A 16,457-nucleotide genomic window follows, 5' to 3' on the forward strand; every position below is an offset into this window, starting at 1 on the left:
GCATGGAGGGCGATATTTCTCAGGTACGGAAAGGAATTCCTTATTGTTCAGGTTGGATATCAGGTGTTACTCAGGCGTTACTCAGAATAAACTTTCTGAAATCATGAATTGGTTGTGGAAAAATCAGGACGGGAAATAGCGCAAAGAGCGAAGGTACTATCATTTATAAGGATATGTTGTTAATTTGTGCCCGAATTAGATAACAGACATGTAACTGTTAATACCTGCGCTTTTTCGTCATAACAATGTAAACGCTGTAATTTTATTATCCAGGACCTACCCGTGAATAACGAAGAAATCTCTCTTTCAGCGTCAGTAACGTTCGTACCGGAAAAATCATCTCTGGCAACCGTGGATCATGGTGATATACATCTGACGCCCAACGAGCGTCGTTTGCTGGAGTTGATCCTCAGCGGCAAATGTAAAAAAGAGACCATATTTGAAGAGATCTGGCTTAACCAGGGCATGATTGTTAGCGAATCCAGCTATCACCAGCTTATAAAAATGCTCCGCCGCAAGCTGCAAAATGCCGGCCTGCCGGGCTCGATCATTAAAACCATTCCCCGTTATGGTGTAGTACTGGCACCCTGCGAAACGCAGGACAGTGAGGTCGCTTGCCCGCCGCCAGAAGAGCCTGATAACGCGTCTTCTCCCACTCCCGTCGATTGCCCGTCGTTGCCTGCTATCACGGCGGAGTCAATGAAAACTCCCTCACGTCAATACGGGACTCTGCTGGCGGCGCTGTGCAGCTTGTTGATTATCCTTCCAACGCTGGTGGTGGTCTGCACGGCCGACACGCCGCAGGCGTTTCAGGAAAATCTCTACGTAGATGGCGTCATGTTTCATCTCTCTTCGCTGCGCAGTGTCGATCGGCAGGCGCTGGCGAGAAAGCGGCATGCCCTGCCGGCGGGCATCAATAACGTGTACATCGCGTCGAACGGTCCAAAAGTGTTTGTTGCGCAATGTGAAGGCGAACTATCTCAGGAGGGAAAATGCGGTTACGAATACTATTCGTCATATTGATGGTTTGCATCAGCGTTTCGCTGGGTGGCGCGCTGGCTTACCTGACCAGCAACTACCTGGAGAGCAGAAAAGTGCCCGCCGAGCCCTGCAGCAGCGTCATACGTAATGGTAAATTTATTGATGAAAGCTTGCAGCATTACCAGTTTAATGGTGTGATCACCTGGTGGCCTAAACTCCACAGGCTAACGCTATTTGGTGTAAAAACCGATGAGGCCGGTAACCGGGTATTCAACCGAACCCTGCAGTTAAAATCGGTGACACAAAAGGGAAACGTCATCAATGGCCGGGTGGCAGAATTAAAAATTGCCGTTGGCGATCAGCTGCCGGAGAAGACCTTTCTGATAAGTGAAGATGGTCAGTATATTAACCTGTTATTCAAGCCGATTAATAAAGATAGCTGGCTGATGAAAATTAATGATAACTGGGTAGCAATGTGTGAGTATAAATAATCTCACGATAATTTTATTATAAGACATATCCAGGCTGGTGAGTTTTAAATCTGCTGCTGTAGTGAGCTGTTCTCCTGTTTTCAGGAAGATGAATATCCTATCTTGCGGGACAGGATTTCATTATTAAACCTGGAGCAGGATATCTCCCATGTTAAAGAAAAATAAAATATCTCTGAGCGCTATTGCCGCAGGCCTGGCGTTAAGCGGAATGCTGGTCAGCACGTTTAGCCATGCGGCCGCAACCGACGCCGCCTCACAGATGCCGGATATCAGTCAGAAAAAAATTCTCGTAGGTTATTGGCACAACTGGGGAATTAACCCGGAAGAGATAGACAAAGCGCGCGGCTATCAGGGAGGCTTACCTTCTGATATGTCGCTGCGTGAAGTGCCGAGAGGCTACAACGTCGTCAACGTCTCCTTCATGAAAGTTATGGATGGGCAGAGCGGGAATATCCCCACCTTCAAACCCTACAACGCGAGCGATGAGGAGTTCCGCGCTCAGGTTGCAGAGCTGAACGAGCAGGGGCGCGCGGTGTTGATTTCACTGGGCGGCGCTGACGCGCACATTGCACTGAACAAAGACCAGACTGAAGCGTTTGCAGCGGAGATTATTCGCCTGACCGATCGCTATGGTTTTGATGGTCTTGATATCGACCTGGAGCAGACGGCCATTACCGCGGCTGACAACAGTACGGTGATCCCGGCGGCGCTGAAAATGGTGCGCGACCATTATCAGCAGCAGGGCAAACACTTCATCATTAGCATGGCGCCAGAGTTCCCCTATCTCCAGGCCGATCGCGGGGTCAACTACAAAGCCTACCTGCAAAATCTTGAGGGCGTGTATGACTTTATCGCTCCACAGTATTACAACCAGGCGGGCGACGGCGTGAATATGATGACGCAGGAGGAGAAGGACGAAGTCGGTGAATGGTGGCTGCCGCAGGAATGGGGGAAGGGCTATAGCGACCGTCAAAAAGAGCTTTTCCTTTACTATCTCACCGACAGCCTGGCAAACGGGACGCGTGGTTATGTGAAGATCCCGGCGAACAAGCTGGTGATTGGTCTTCCGGCCAACCCGGATGCGGCAGGAACCGGCTATGTACGAGACGCGCAGAGTGTCTTTAACGCACTTTCGCGACTGGAAGCGAAAAATGAAGCGGTAAAAGGGCTCATGACCTGGTCAGTGAACTGGGACAATGGCAACACTAAAAATGGTCAACATTACGGCTATGAATTTCTGAACCGCTACCAGAGCATCCTTGACGGCAGTCTGCCGGATGGGGGCGACGAAACGGATACTCAGGCGCCAACACAGGTGCAGGGCGTGCAAGCCACGCTGAAGGGGCAGGATGTTTCGCTCAGCTGGCTGCCAGCTAAGGATAATACGGGCGTGGCGGGGTATGCCATCTGGCGCGGTCTGGAAAAGATCGGTGATACCCATGAACTCAACTTTACCGACACCCAAACCCAGCCTGGCATGAGCTATCGCTATACGGTCATCGCCTATGATGCAGCCAACAACTTCGCTACGCCGAGCCAGCCGGTCAACGTTACCGTGCCCGATAATGACGATGGCGGAGGCGAAGAGGGCGGCCAGGGCGGCGACGTTACCCCATTCACGCCGGGCAAACTCTATGCCGTAGGGGATAAAGTGCTCTATGAGGGCAACGTTTACCGCTGTCAGATTGGCCATACAGGTGCCAGCCATTGGTCGCCGGATCGGGCCCGCAACTTGTGGGTAGCTGAATAACCTCTTTTTTAAACAGCATGGCTTCGCAGGGAGCCGTGCTTTTTGTTTTACAGGACAACGACTATGCAAACTTCTCTGGTTATTGCCAAACGTTACGATCGGTTTTCTCGCCTTCTGCACTGGGTGGTCGCAGCCGTCATTATCTACGCGATGTGCATGGGCTATATTCTGCACGCGCTGGAAGGAACCCGCTGGTTTACCTTTTTCTCCGTGCTGAATATGTCGCTGGGTACCATCGCCACGCCTATCATGATGGTGCGCTTCGTCTGGCGTTTCTTCCGCCCTTCGGTGCCCTATCCGGCAACGGTAGCCGGGCGTAAAAAACAGCTGGTGGTGTTTATTCATGAGCTGTTTTATCTCACCATTATGGTGGTGCTGGTTAGCGGTTTTTTGATGCTGCAAAAAGACTACAACCTGTTTGGTCTGGTGCCGGTTTCCCGCCCGATTGCCATCGCCGAAGTGAATGCGTTTTTCTTCCAGGTGCATCGTTATAGCTGCATTCTGCTGGGTGTGATTCTGCTTGGGCATGTCGCGGCGGTGTTGAAATACACCTTTAGCGGGCAGCGGGAGATTCTGCAGCGGATGCTGTGAGAAAGAGGCTCACTCCCCCCATCAGATGCGCGGTATTGCCAATCCTGTGAAACATCACCATCCCGCGCATCTGCCTTCCGTGCAGCGTTTGCAGAACAACTTCCCGGGCAAAGCTGCTTTCACGTTGCTGTGAGTACCAGGCGCGAAAACCGGGCAGGAACGGCGTATCGCAGTGTGCGTCCAGTAGCGTCAGGGTGCTCAGCGTCTTTTCCTCATCAGGGAACAGCGCTTCCGTACTGCCTTGCCAGTGGATCTCCTCCTCTGGCATCGAGAGGCGAAACACGACGCAAGAACCCGTCTGCGACAGGCGAATAATGATGGCACTGGTGCTGGCCGCGAGCGCCTGTTGCTGTTGGATCCAGCGGCGGTACTGATATAAACAGTTGGCAAAAATCGCCGAAAATACCAGGTACCACTGCGCCTGCCAGATTGCGGGGATGAGATCGGGCGTTAGCGTGTAAAAAATCCCTTCCCGCTGCTGGGTCGCCAGCACCACAATCAGGTATTGAATAAGCAGCAGAGCGCCAACGCCGCGTCCGGAGAGCGCAAACACGCTCAGTAAAACCACCGTCGTTTGCACCAGCAGCAGGTTTAGCCCCTGCCAGAGCGGTGGCAGGAAAAAGTACCCCGTTATCAGCACCAGGGTATTCGCGGCAAGGAGCAGAGCTTCCCGCCCGTTAAACCGCGGGTGCGACGGCATTTTGCTCTCACGCAGCAGCGGCAGGATGGCGAGAATGCCGGTTAATGCCGCCAGCACCCAGGAAAAAAAATGCAGAGGCGCAATCGGATACCCTGAGAGTAACAGCGCCAGATTAAGCAGCAGGCTGCCGCAAAAAATGCTGAAGATTAACTGCAGGGGGTAGATCAGTTCACCAATAATCGGCCTGCGCGCAAAACGCAGCGCAGGCAGTTGCGCGTTCAGACGAAAGACGGCGACGCACAGCGGAAATATCGCGACGTCGAAGAGGGCGAACAGGCACGCCAGCGCGAGCGGGCGGCCTATCCAGACGCCAGCAAACACATGCAGCAAGCCCGCGGTAGCCAGCCACAGCGGCCACTCTCGCGGGGCCGTCAGCCATAACGCGGCGAAAAGCAGCGGCGCCGGGAGCCAGAGCGTGGTGGAGAGGCTCCAGCTATCCCGCGTATGAAAGCTCAGCAATGCCAGCAGGATATAGAGACCCGAAAAGGCCAGCCAGCGGATAATATTGGTAATCAGCGTTGTTCTCCCACTGAGGCATTCAGCGTTATTCAGGTATTTATCATTTTAAGCTCAATTATTTTATCGTCGCTATTGATACGCTGGGATTTTTTCTAAAGGGCTTAACGATGGACTGGCAAAGCGACAAACGCGATCCTGCTACCCTGTGGTTTTCACTTTCTTCACGAGCGGCAGAACATGAACAGGGAAAGGAGTGGCATATCGCGGCATTATTGTGGAAAGAAGCGGCACAATATGCAAAAGCGCATCTGAATATTGAATGGGCGAACTTGCGCGGAGATTTTTGTACTTTACGTGCAAACAGGCTGCCTAAATATAACGAGTAGTCTCTGCTATTATCGGAGATTGCATGTCCCTCAGAGTGTGGAACCATGGTTGAGAGTGTAATACTCGTTTTTAGCGTTTTTCTGGGCGCCATTATCGGCAGTTTTTGCAATGTCATCATTTATCGGCTCCCCTTGATTCTCCACGGTGAAGCACTCTCTTTATCGTGGCCTGCTTCCCATTGCCCACGCTGTAAACACCCCATTAAATTTCGCCACAATGTTCCTCTGATGGGCTGGCTGCTGCTGCGCGGGCGCTGCGCCAGCTGTGGTCAGGCGATATCGTGGCGCTATCCGCTGGTTGAAGGGCTTATGGCACTGCTGTACGGGGTGATTATCTGGCAGCAGGGCGTCACGCCGCAGAGCCTGTTCGACCTGCTGGCGGTGACGTTTTTGCTGCCGCTGCTGTTTATTGACCTACGCACCATGCTCCTGCCCGACCGTCTGACGCTCCCGCTGCTGGTGATGTCGCTGGCGTTTGCCGTCAGCGGCTATAGCCGGGTGGAGCCAACGCAGGCATTAATCGCCGCTCTTCTGGGATTTGGCGTGCCCTGGACGCTCTCTTTGCTGTTTCGTTTATTGCGCGGCCATGAAGGGATGGGGATGGGGGATATGAAACTGCTGGCGGCGATCGGGGCGTGGCTTGGCCCGCTGGCGCTGCTGGATGTTTTTGTTGCCTCGACCCTGCTGGCGCTGATCACGGCGCTGATCCTGTTGCGGATCAAGCCCGGTCAACCGTTTCCTTTCGGCCCGTATCCGATTATTGCCGCGATAGGGTGGGTGATCTTATACCGATAAAAAAGCGCCGGAACGAAGGGGCGATTTCCGGCGCAAAAATGATAACGAAAGTGTAGGCAGGGAATGATAATGTGAGGCGCGGGTCAGTGAAGACCCGGCCAGAGTTAACTTACAGTATTATTTGCACTCTTTAGGCATGTTGGCAGCACCTTCTTTCTTCCAGACGCCCCACTCGCCATCGGAACCCGGCTTAACGCCTCGGGTTTCCCAGCTGTTCAGCCAGATGTTGCCCTCATAGCTCACTTTTTCACAAGGTGTCTTGTAAGTCTTGCTGTGATCCCAGGCTTTTACATCGGTTTGCGCCGGGCGCAGCTTGATCACCTTCGTTGCCGTGGAGACTTTACCGGTGTCAGGCGCCGTCACTTTCACCTGCAGCGTCACGTCCACATTGTCGGTATACGGATGTTTACCCTTGAGGTTGGTGCTGAAGTTATTTGGTGACGAGATCTGAATCTTATCGGCGTGATTCAGTGCGGACCATTCAATTTTTGCCCCTTTTAACGAGTCATTGTTTTTGGACACGACGGCGGCAGCAATAACGTCACTGCCAACGATGGTGTCCTGGTTGTTGCCCGTATTGATCTGCACATCAGAAGCCTGCTGCGCTTCCTTCACGGTCACGGTGATATCGTCGGTGCTGGTTTTGCCATTTTTGGCCGTCACCGTCAGGCGATAGGTCACTTTACCGATTTTGCCGGGCTTAATCAGCGCGCGGGCTTTTGCCGCGTGGACGGTTGAAACCCATTCGCCACCGTTAGCAACCTGCAACGCACCAATGTCCTGCCCTGAAACGATAGTCCATTGGTATTTTTCAGCATTGACGCTTGCGGAACCGTTAAGGTCATAACCACGTGATTCACTGTTGCTGTGAACGGTGAAGTCACTGCCTGCCTTCGCCTCCGGTGCCGTGCTATCCGCTTCAGCTTTGGCATTCAGAGTGACGGTTTTTGAATCACTCACGTTTTTATCATTGGTGACGGTCAGCTTCACGTTGACGGTAAAATCGCTCTCAGGTTTAGCCTTCAGGCGAATGCTGGCTTTAGCACTGGTGCTGTTTTCCAGAATGACCTTATCGGCATTGCTGGTGACGGCCCAGCTGTACTTCAGCTCTTTCCCCGTTGAGGCGCTACCGTCCAGCGACAGCGTGCTGGTTGACAGGTTATGACTGGATGGTGTGACGTTGGCCACCGGTTTGGTAATGACTTCACCGCCAAAATCGACGTCAATCATCTGATAAAATGCGTTATCGGTATCGCGCACGCGCCAGACGGCATAAATTTTCTGCTTACCTTCACGCTCCGGTACGTCGCAGGTGTGGGTTTCGAAGCCTGTCGGGAGCGAAATATCGGCCGACGGGTTGCCTGGCGCATAGGTATAAACCTTATGGCAGAATGGCTTATCTTCAAACATCGCTCTGGTCAGGCGCGAATCCGCACCCGGAACAGACTGCCAGTCCGGCTTAGTGATGTAGTAGGTAAAATAGGTGGTGCGGTGCTTAGCCGGTAAATGCCATTTAAACTGGTGCGGACCCGCAGACATAGGGTTGTTGTAGGTATTCTGCTTTTCGTCATCAAGCTTGCTGAAGGCGGGAGTTGCCGTTGAACCACCGCTTGCCAGTTTTCCATCCGGCGGGAACTGGAATAGCTGTTCGTTGGCGATCGGGGTTGGGCTCATATCGTTGCCAGCCGGGAGCTTCGGCGCTTCCACGGCGTCAGCAGGCCAGACGTTACTATGCTCACCTTTATCGTTCATCGGCGGGAAATGAATCACCGAACGGGATTTTGGTTCAAAAACATAGCCATGCGCCAGTGCGCCCGTGGAATACATACCAATCAATGCCACGGCTAACGCCGACGTAATATTATTCATCTTGAGTAGTTTCAAAATAATCTTCCCTGAATTAATTGAAGGACACTTCTACGTGACTGAGAGGGTTGTTCTGTTTGGCATACACCTTATTTGGCTCTGACTCATCGGGTGTAATCTCGCCGTTGCTGTGCCTGAAACCGGCACGCAGTTCGGGGTGCTGCTGGTTGATAGCCTGGGCGAGGGCGTAGGACCAGTGGGCCTCTTCGCCAGCAAGAATGGTGACGCGCGTTTCCAGATTTGGCAGTTCGGTTCCGTCGTTAAAGAAGCGCGCACGAATCGTTTGCCCTTCAACGACCTTCACTTTCTCACCGTTGACGGCGCGTTCCAGCGTGCCTAGTTCTTTCATGCAGTTCTGGTGACCCTGTTCGCAGTTTGCCGATGGCGAGGTCGTGGCGGCGTTAGCTGAAACGCTGACGCCCGCCCCTGCCAGTAAAGCGGCAAGGACAAAAGCAGATCCTGTTAATTTCATAAGTTCCCTTATTTATTACTGAACAATAACGAAAGTTAATCCCACCTGCGGCGCAGGTAAAAAGGCGTTATTACCGTGTGATAACAGGGACAAATAGTAACGGGAGGAGACAACCGGCTTGAATAAGAGACTTCTCTGAGCAATTAAGAGTCGGGGAGTTTCGGCAGAGAAGAGCGACCGTTCGTGCTGTAAAGAGGGCGGAGCGCGACAGAGTATGAAATAGTACTGCCAATTTCAGTCCTTGACGCATATTAATAAAATCTGAGCGAGTACGGAGTTTACGAAATGACGTTTTTACGGTTGTCCTGAGTGTTGAATTAATAAAATAAAGCCTGGCTTATATCCAGGCTTTACTATTATGTTAACCAAAAGGGTTTTTAAGGGCAGCTATTATTAGCTGCATCCGACGCTCGCCATGCCCCCCACACACCGCCGCTTCCTGGCTCTTCTTGTCCTGCGTTGACATACCACTGATTCAGCCAGATTTTGCCGTTATGCGATACGCGGGTACATTTCACCGGGTATGCGATCCGCGGGTTATACGCTTCTGCGCTGTCATCAGGAATATCAGGTAACTGTGGTTTTTTCACCGTTACGGTGATCTTCTCAGCGCTCACGCTTCCGTCTTTGCCCGTGACGGTTAACCAGTAGGTTGCTTCTCCGTCTGTATTGGCGGGAATGAGTGCCCGGGCGGTAGGCCCTGAAACTTCACGTACCCAGCCTCCGGCATGTTTCTCCTGTAGCCAGAATGTGCCAGTACTGTTTTTGTCGATAGTCCATTTCCAGGAGACGGCATTCTTGCTGGCGCTCCCGTCTAATTGATACGCACGGGAAGAATCGGTCGTGCCGGTAACGGTAAAGCTTTCTCCCGGCACTGCCTTTACCTCCTCCTGTTCTTCCTCTTTGAGTTCCAGAATCCTGGCTACCGCTTTTGCCATATTGGGGTGAGTACCTACTTTCGCTGAATCCCCCGCTGCTAAAGGTGTACCGGTTTCCTGGAGAATGGAGCGCATCTGTTGAGGCGTGACGGTGATATTGTGCGCTTTTGCAATGGCCGACAGGCTGGCGACCACGCCTGCGATAATCGGGTTCGCGGAGGACGTGCCGGAGAAACTTGAGGTGTATTCCGCATTTTTTATGCTATGCAAACCGCCGTAACCCGTAGTAACCACATCCCAGCAACCCCAGCTGGCGCTGGTCACACGTGAGCCATAGGTGCTGAAAGAGGCTTTTTTGCCATTGTTTGCACAAAACGCGCCCGCAATGATCGCGCCGGAATCCCGCTTTTTAACGTCAAACTTTCCATTAAATCCGGCGTGATCGAGGTTGATATTGCCATTGCCTGCCGCCTGAATCACGTGCACGCCCTTATCCGTCAGCGCTTTTATCACGTCATAATAGGCTGGAGCGTTTTCCTGGGGGACGTAGCAAGAGGAGGTACAACCTGTCACATCTCCTCCACCGGTCTGCATACCTATTTGCACCACATCTCCTGCCTGGAGTCTGGGGATCATATTGTAGAGATTATTGGCCTGCCATTTGACGTATCCCATACGGGCGTTCCACGTCAGGCCTTTGATGCCCGCATTGATATCTTTCGCCGCCATAATCCCGACGGAGCTGGTGTCGTGATCTTCGCCTGGCGTATAGCGCTTATCACCTTCATGGAAATCGATCGGCGGCAAATTCACATGGCTGGTATTCCATGCGTTGTTTTCCATTGAGACCAGCGAAATGCCGCTACCATCGTGCCCTGAATATTGACTTACGCTGTCGCGATTAACGCCACCCATATAGTAGCCGGGCCGTTTTTCATCTGGCGATTTGGTGTAATCCTGCAATCCACGAAAATCCGGGACGGTGGCCTGGCTGGTACTGTTCAGGGCATAGCTCAGCCCGGAATAGGGCGGCAGGTCGGGAGCCGTGACCCCCTTTTCCAGCGACACCGGCATAGATTCCGGGTAAGCCAGCTCAATATCTTGTCGCGCCGCCAGTTCATTAATTACGTCATTGATATATGCCGCGTCGTGTTGCTTATCGGCTGGCAGGGCTATACGTAAATAACGGTTAAAGCCGTAGCGTTCATTAAGCGCATCCATCTCGCTTAATTCACTGCTGCGCAAATGATTTGCCGTAAATAACGGACTCACGGCGAGGTTACTGTCGCGTAATGAAAAGGGTGAAGACTTATTAAGCGTTGTACCGGGTTTTAATTTCACGATAACGGAGAGATACGAAGTGCCTTCCCAGGCTTGCTCGAGCGTGACGGAATTTTGCGCAAAAGCGGGGGCACTCAATAGTGCACAAATAAGCAGGGCCAGTCCAGTTTTATTCATGTCAACGATCTTCCTTATTAAATGACATCCAGAGTATTGCTGGGATCATCCTGCCATTAGGGGAAAACCTGCATAAGAAGACGGTCAGCAATAAAATTGCGAGGTGTCTGTTCCAAGTTAAGAATTACCTGCTCCGGAAAATATACGGCTGAAGTTGGGCTGAGAAATTTATGAAGCAGGCTGAAAGAGTTGTTAAACATCAACGCCTAAGCATTGAATTTAATGAGGGACGGAAAATCTCATGATCATCTCCTGGTTACTGTATGGAGTTTAGGAATTATCTGGATCTTAATATCGCTAACCAGGGAGTTTAATTAATTAGGGATGCGTCACAATGCCCAGTGTTTCGTACTGTTCTTTACGTCAAAAATTATCCGTGTGGATAATCCTTTTACATTATTTATTTTCCATCTTTTTGCTCACGGTTCCCCCCGTCGTGCGGGCGCAAACTGAAACTCACGCAACCATTGAAAGCGAAAGCAATCAGCCCCTGCGGGATAAAATGGCCGGCATGTGGGGAAGCGCCCAACAAAACGGCGCGGGTGATGCCCTGCGCGGTGCGGCAAATAGCGAGGTGAATGCCGCGTTAACCCAGGAAGTGGAAGCGTGGTTAAACAATATCGGCGGGAAAGCCCGCGTTACGGCAGACGTCGGTATAGGCGGGAGCGATAGCCGCGATTTCGGGCTGGACTATCTGTTGCCGGTTAAAATCTGGCAACACGACATTCTGTTCACTCAGATGAGCGCACACCGCTGGAACGAGCGCGATATCCTTAACATTGGCCTGGGCTGGCGACATACCTTTAACCCGCATCTGATGGCGGGTGGAAACCTCTTTTTCGATCAGGATGTCACGCGGCACCATAACCGAATGGGGGCAGGCGCTGAGCTGTGGAGCGATGGGATTCGTGCGTCCGCGAACTACTACCTGCCCCTGAGCGGCTGGCGTCATTCTGACGACAGCATGTTTAATGACGATCCCGACCGCTATGAACTGTATGAACGTGCCGCCCGCGGCTGGGATCTCAATCTGGAGACGGCTCTTTCACAGCACGTCGCGCTTAAATTGGGCTGGTTCCAGTGGTATGGCGACAAAGTGGACGTTAACGGCAGCCGCAGCGAAGCCAGCCGCAATCCTCACGGGCTTAACCTCGGGCTTAAGTGGCAACCTGTGCCGCTGGTAGGGGTTAGCGCGGAGCAGAGCATGATTAGCGGGCAGCGGGATAACTTCTCTGTGGGGCTGAATTTCCACTGGGAGTTTGGCCGAAAACTTTCCGAAATGCTGGCAAGTGAAAATGCGGCGGCTTTGCCATCGCTCATGCAGTCCCGCACGGAGTTCGTTACTCGTAATAACAACATTGTTCTCGCCTATAAGCAGGAAGAAAAAGACAGACGTCTCTATTTCAGCCCGACGGAAAAAAACACGCAGGCTGGCGTGCCTTTGCTGCACGCGGTGAAAGGTGGGCAGGGGGGCGTCATTCGCTACACCTCCTCCAGCACGGCGATCGCGACCGTGGAGCCGGGCAGCGGTCTGGTGAACCCAACGCATCGGGGCGATGTCACCATCACAGCGACGGAAACGTCACCTGTCGATCCGGAGCACGTATTAAGTTCCGCCAGCTATCACCTGACCGTGACGCCGGGCGATTTTGCCCCTTCCGTAGAGAGCGTTGCCATTAAGGGGGACATGTCCCCGGGCCAGATCCTGGAGGGGAGTTATCTCTATAAAAGCAATGAAGGGGAGGATGAAGACCCCGAGAAAACCCGGCTGCGTTGGTATGACGCAGATTCAGGCGAACTGCTCAAGGAAGGGAGTGCCACGTATGAAGTACAAACGCGCGATATGGCCCGAAGCGTGGTCTTTGAAGTCACACCGTTCAACAAAAAAGGGATACCAGGGGAGAGCGGAACGGCGAAAATTACCGGGAGCGCAACGATAACCACCCTGCGTATCGATCATCTGCTTTCACCCGGTGAGATCCGCCGTGACGGCAGCGTGAAGTTCTTCGAAGAGAGTCACGGTGCGTTGCTGGTGTTAGCCGAGGTGAAAGACGGTCAGGGCTCCCCTCTGACCGATCAGATGGTGTACTGGCAGAGCAGGAACTCGCTTGGCTCGTTGTCGCAAAACAGCGTACGCACCGATGAGCACGGTCAGGCGCTGGTAAAAATTGAAAACATCATGGCGGATGGTGAAGATGAAATTACGGCCTCACTGATCCCGCCAGGCGGGATCCAGACCCAGAGCACCGCCAGTGATAACAATGTTCAGCAGGAGAAGATGGCGCTGGTGGTCGATTTTGCCCACCCGCTTGCCATCCGCTTCGTGGTCTCTCCCGAGCGCGCAGAAGTTGCCACGGAAAAAACGTTCACTATTGAAGTTACCGATCAGGATGGTAAGCCACTGACGGTTGAGAAGAACGTCACGTGGAGCAGTAACGGTGAAACCCTGAGCGGCAAAACGGATAGCGAGGGAAGAGCATCCATCGCGCTTATCGCGCCGCAAAAAGCAGCAGAGAAGTGGGTGGTGAACGCCACGGTAGATACCGTGAGTAGCCCGTCAGCGCCCGTAAGCCTTGAGCCAGGGCCGGTGGCAAAAGTGGTGCTGGACGTCCCGGAAAACGTGGTCGCAGGCAGTGAGGATAAAGCCGTCAGCGCGCAGCTGTATGACCGGTTTGATAACGCGGTTATCAGCCGTAAGCAGGCCATCACCTGGCGGATAGAAGGGAGTCAGTTCCGGGAAGTGCCTACCGGAGACAGCGATGAGCACGGTATTGTCAGTGCAACCGTCGTAGTACCTGAAAAAGCGCCATCGCAGGTGAAAGTCTCCGCCGGTGATGAGCAGAAGATAGTCAATGTGACTGTCGGGAAGGTGAATCATGTTGAGCTTAAAGGTACCCCAGATACGCTGAATGCCAATGGGAGCAGCACTTCGACGCTGACCGCCATCGCGCTGGATGAGCACAACAATAGCGTACCGGACGCTCCCGTAACGTGGACGCTAATCACGCAGCAGTTTGGCGCGCTAAGCAACGCGATCGAAAAAACCGATGCAGAAGGCAAAGCGACGGCCACGTTTACGACCGCATCCGCGGGGGGCAATGCGCAAATAGAGGTCGATATTGGCGGCAAAAAACAAGCGACGCAGCTGACGCTCAACGGTTACCCGATTATCCGCAGCATCACGCTGAACCAAACCGCCGGGCTGAAGGTGGGCGATACGGTAAGCGTGGAAAAGGTGGACGTGGAGCAGAACGGCGGCGGTGAGGTGACGCTGAGCTACCAGTGGCACCGTGACGGTGGCGCGATCGATGCCGCCACGTCAGACAGTTATCACCTGACGGAGCAGGATACGGGTGCGACTCTCTTTGTGGTGGTGACCGCGACCAACGAGGCCAAAAATGAAGGCGATAAGGCGTCGTTGAAAACGGAGCCGGTGGTCGGGAAGGCGTCAGATGTTACGGTAACCGCCAGCGCGGACAGCGTGGATGCGAACGGGCTCAACACCATTACCTATACCGCCACGGCGAAGGATCGCTTCGGCCGTGCGGTGGTGGGCGAGGCGATTGTCTGGGACATCGACAAGCCGGAGCTGGTGAGCCGGGGAGAGGCCAGCGCCGTCACCGGTACAGAAGGCACGGGAACGATGATCGTCACCGCGAAAAATACCGGCGGAAACATCACGGTGAGCGCCACGGTCAACGGCAAGAAGGGCGAGTCCGGCGTGGCGCTGCAGGGGATTCCGACGATCAAAAGCATCACGCTGAACCAAACCGCCGGGCTGAAGGTGGGTGACACGGTAAGCGTTGAGAAGGTGGACGTGGAACAGAACGGCGGCGGTGAGGTGAAGCTGAGCTACCAGTGGCACCGTGACGGTGGCGCGATCGACGGCGCCACGTCGGAAAGATATCACCTGACAGAGCAGGACACAGGGGCAACGCTGTTTGTCGCGGTAACCGCTACCAACGCGGCCAAAAATGAGGGCTATAAGGCGTCGTCAAAAACGGAGCCGGTCACCGGGAAAGCGTCAGCCGTGACGGTCACTGCCAGTGCGGCCAGCGTGGAAGCTAACGGGCTGAACACCATTACCTACACCGCCACGGTGAAGGACCGCTTTGGCCGTGCGGTAGTGGGCGAGGCGATTGTCTGGGATATCGACAAACCGGAACTGGTGGCTCGGGGGGAGACCAGCACCATCACCGGAACCGGAGGCGTGGGGACAATGACCGTCACCACGAAAAATACCGGTGGAACCATCACGGTGAGCGCCACGGTCAACGGCAAAAAAGGCGAATCCGGCGTGGAGATTTACGGCGCGCCGTTGGTGACAGACCTGCATATCTCCGGCACGCCGAAGGTGGGGCAGACCCTGAGTGCGGAATACACCTTCTCGGCAAACGGGAGCGGTGCGGATGCGTCCACCTACCAGTGGCAGTGGAAGGACGGAGAGACATGGAAGAATGCGGCAGCCGCTAGCAATACGGCACGAACGTTCACGCTGCCGGACAGCTATGCGGGCTACAGCGTGCGGGTGGTGGTGACGCCGAAGGGCAGCAGTCACCCGTCGCTGACCGGAACGTTACAGGAGAGCCAGGCGGTGACGGCTTACGGCACGCCAGCGGTGGAGGACGTGCGTACATCCGGCACGCCGGAGGTAGGACAGACCCTGAGGGCGGAATACACCTTCAAGGCGAACGGAACCGGTGCGGATGCTTCAACCTATATCTGGGCGAGGTATGAGAAAACCAGCTGGATGCCGATCGAGGGGGCCAACGGCCGGGAATACACCCTCCAGGCGGGAGACGCGGGTTACAGCATTAAAGTAACGATAATACCGGAGGGCAGCAGTCAGCCGTCGCTGGTCGGGGCGGTGCAGCACAGCCCGGCATTAGATGTTTACGGTGCGCCATCGGTGGCAGATCTGCACATTTCCGGCACGCCGGAGGTGGGGCAGACATTGAGGGCGGAATATACCTTCACGGCGAACGGAAGCGGTGCCGATGCCTCAACCTATATCTGGGCGAGGTATGAGAGAACCAGCTGGATGCCGATCGAAGGAGCCACCGGCCGGGAATATACTCTCCAGGCCGGAGATGCGGGTTACAGCATTAAGGCGGTGGTGACGCCGACGGGCAGCAGCCAGCCAGCACTGGCCGGAGCGGTACAGAGCAGCCCGTCGGTAGACGCTTATGGGGCGCCGTCGGTAACCAATCTGCACATCTCCGGCACGCCGAGGGTGGGGCAGACCCTGAATGCGGAATACACCTTCACGGCAAACGGGAGCGGTGCGGATGCGTCCACCTTCCAGTGGCAGTGGAAGGACGGTGAGACCTGGAAGAATGCGGCCGCCGCTGGCAATACGGCACGCACGTTCACGTTGCCGGACAGCTATGCGGGCTACAGCGTGCGGGTGGTGGTGACGCCGAAGGGCAGCAGTCACCCGGCTCTGGCCGGAGTGGCGCAGGAAAGTTCAGCGGTCGAAGTATATGGCGCGCCGTCGGTGTCGGGCCTGAATATTTCCGGCACGCCGAAGGTAGGGCAGACCTTGAGGGCGGAATATACCTTCAAGGCGAACGGAACCGGTGCGGATGCTTCAACCTATATCTGGGCGAGATATGAGAAAACCAGCTGGA

At 54.3% G+C, this 16,457-nt stretch carries 11 protein-coding genes; 7 read left to right on the forward strand and 4 right to left on the reverse strand.

The genetic code is table 11. The features are described 5' to 3' along the window. The first annotated feature begins 282 nt into the window (after positions 1–282). The 4 genes from IM265_RS12560 (at position 283) to IM265_RS12575 (ending at position 3,813) form a co-directional block, all read left to right on the forward strand. Positions 283–1,023, forward strand: coding sequence for a helix-turn-helix domain-containing protein (locus IM265_RS12560; RefSeq protein WP_041911167.1), 741 nt, complete (start codon positions 283–285; stop codon positions 1,021–1,023). Next, positions 993–1,472, forward strand: coding sequence for a hypothetical protein (locus tag IM265_RS12565; RefSeq protein WP_126296587.1), 480 nt, complete (start codon positions 993–995; stop codon positions 1,470–1,472). Before IM265_RS12560 ends, IM265_RS12565 begins: the two co-directional genes overlap by 31 nt. 148 nt (positions 1,473–1,620) lie before the next feature. After that, on the forward strand, positions 1,621–3,222 hold the full coding sequence (locus IM265_RS22155; RefSeq protein ID WP_274621476.1) for a glycosyl hydrolase family 18 protein: 1,602 nt from the start codon (positions 1,621–1,623) through the stop codon (positions 3,220–3,222). A 63-nt stretch (positions 3,223–3,285) separates the two neighbouring features. Then, positions 3,286–3,813 (forward strand): cytochrome b, encoded by a 528-nt coding sequence (locus tag IM265_RS12575; RefSeq protein WP_028015621.1) that lies wholly within the window; start codon positions 3,286–3,288, stop codon positions 3,811–3,813. On the opposite strand, the gene IM265_RS12580 is transcribed toward IM265_RS12575, so the two are convergent. Next, complete coding sequence (locus IM265_RS12580) at positions 3,776–4,972, reverse strand: hypothetical protein (RefSeq protein ID WP_193031468.1); 1,197 nt, start codon at positions 4,970–4,972, stop codon at positions 3,776–3,778. The genes IM265_RS12575 and IM265_RS12580 overlap by 38 nt on opposite strands. Before the next feature lie 167 nt (positions 4,973–5,139). Here IM265_RS12580 and IM265_RS12585 point away from each other — a divergent pair, with 167 nt between their 5' ends. Together IM265_RS12585 and IM265_RS12590 are read left to right on the forward strand one after the other, a co-directional pair. Beyond that, positions 5,140–5,358, forward strand: coding sequence for an ANR family transcriptional regulator (locus IM265_RS12585; protein WP_120247323.1), 219 nt, complete (start codon positions 5,140–5,142; stop codon positions 5,356–5,358). A gap of 45 nt (positions 5,359–5,403) precedes the next feature. Beyond that, the gene (locus tag IM265_RS12590; protein ID WP_150142914.1) at positions 5,404–6,153 is read left to right on the forward strand and encodes an A24 family peptidase; all 750 of its coding nucleotides are present in this window, start codon (positions 5,404–5,406) and stop codon (positions 6,151–6,153) included. Positions 6,154–6,270: 117 nt separating this feature from the next. On the opposite strand, the gene IM265_RS12595 is transcribed toward IM265_RS12590, so the two are convergent. The 3 genes from IM265_RS12595 to IM265_RS12605 all read right to left on the reverse strand — a co-directional run bounded on the left by IM265_RS12595 (position 6,271) and on the right by IM265_RS12605 (position 10,827). Beyond that, positions 6,271–8,037: a lytic polysaccharide monooxygenase gene (locus IM265_RS12595; RefSeq protein ID WP_127353609.1), complete on the reverse strand. Its 1,767-nt coding sequence runs from the start codon at positions 8,035–8,037 to the stop codon at positions 6,271–6,273. Positions 8,038–8,053: 16 nt separating this feature from the next. After that, on the reverse strand, positions 8,054–8,491 hold the full coding sequence (locus tag IM265_RS12600; RefSeq protein WP_041911163.1) for a hypothetical protein: 438 nt from the start codon (positions 8,489–8,491) through the stop codon (positions 8,054–8,056). A gap of 377 nt (positions 8,492–8,868) precedes the next feature. Continuing rightward, the gene (locus IM265_RS12605; RefSeq protein ID WP_193031466.1) at positions 8,869–10,827 is read right to left on the reverse strand and encodes a S8 family serine peptidase; all 1,959 of its coding nucleotides are present in this window, start codon (positions 10,825–10,827) and stop codon (positions 8,869–8,871) included. Between the two features lie 502 nt (positions 10,828–11,329). Here IM265_RS12605 and IM265_RS12610 point away from each other — a divergent pair. Continuing rightward, positions 11,330–16,457 (forward strand): inverse autotransporter beta domain-containing protein (locus IM265_RS12610; RefSeq protein ID WP_193056010.1); only part of this gene is annotated, 5,128 nt, incomplete at its 3' end.

Source organism: Enterobacter cloacae complex sp. P17RS, assembly GCF_014895885.1.
Taxonomy (GTDB): domain Bacteria; phylum Pseudomonadota; class Gammaproteobacteria; order Enterobacterales; family Enterobacteriaceae; genus Enterobacter; species Enterobacter bugandensis.

Coding starts and splice junctions, on each gene's coding strand:
- IM265_RS12605 (WP_193031466.1), bottom strand. CDS start 10,827: ATGAATAAAACTGGACTGGCCCTGCTTATTTGTGCACTATTGAGTGCC.
- IM265_RS12590 (WP_150142914.1), top strand. CDS start 5,404: ATGGTTGAGAGTGTAATACTCGTTTTTAGCGTTTTTCTGGGCGCCATT.
- IM265_RS12565 (WP_126296587.1), top strand. CDS start 993: ATGCGGTTACGAATACTATTCGTCATATTGATGGTTTGCATCAGCGTT.
- IM265_RS12575 (WP_028015621.1), top strand. CDS start 3,286: ATGCAAACTTCTCTGGTTATTGCCAAACGTTACGATCGGTTTTCTCGC.
- IM265_RS12585 (WP_120247323.1), top strand. CDS start 5,140: ATGGACTGGCAAAGCGACAAACGCGATCCTGCTACCCTGTGGTTTTCA.
- IM265_RS12600 (WP_041911163.1), bottom strand. CDS start 8,491: ATGAAATTAACAGGATCTGCTTTTGTCCTTGCCGCTTTACTGGCAGGG.
- IM265_RS22155 (WP_274621476.1), top strand. CDS start 1,621: ATGTTAAAGAAAAATAAAATATCTCTGAGCGCTATTGCCGCAGGCCTG.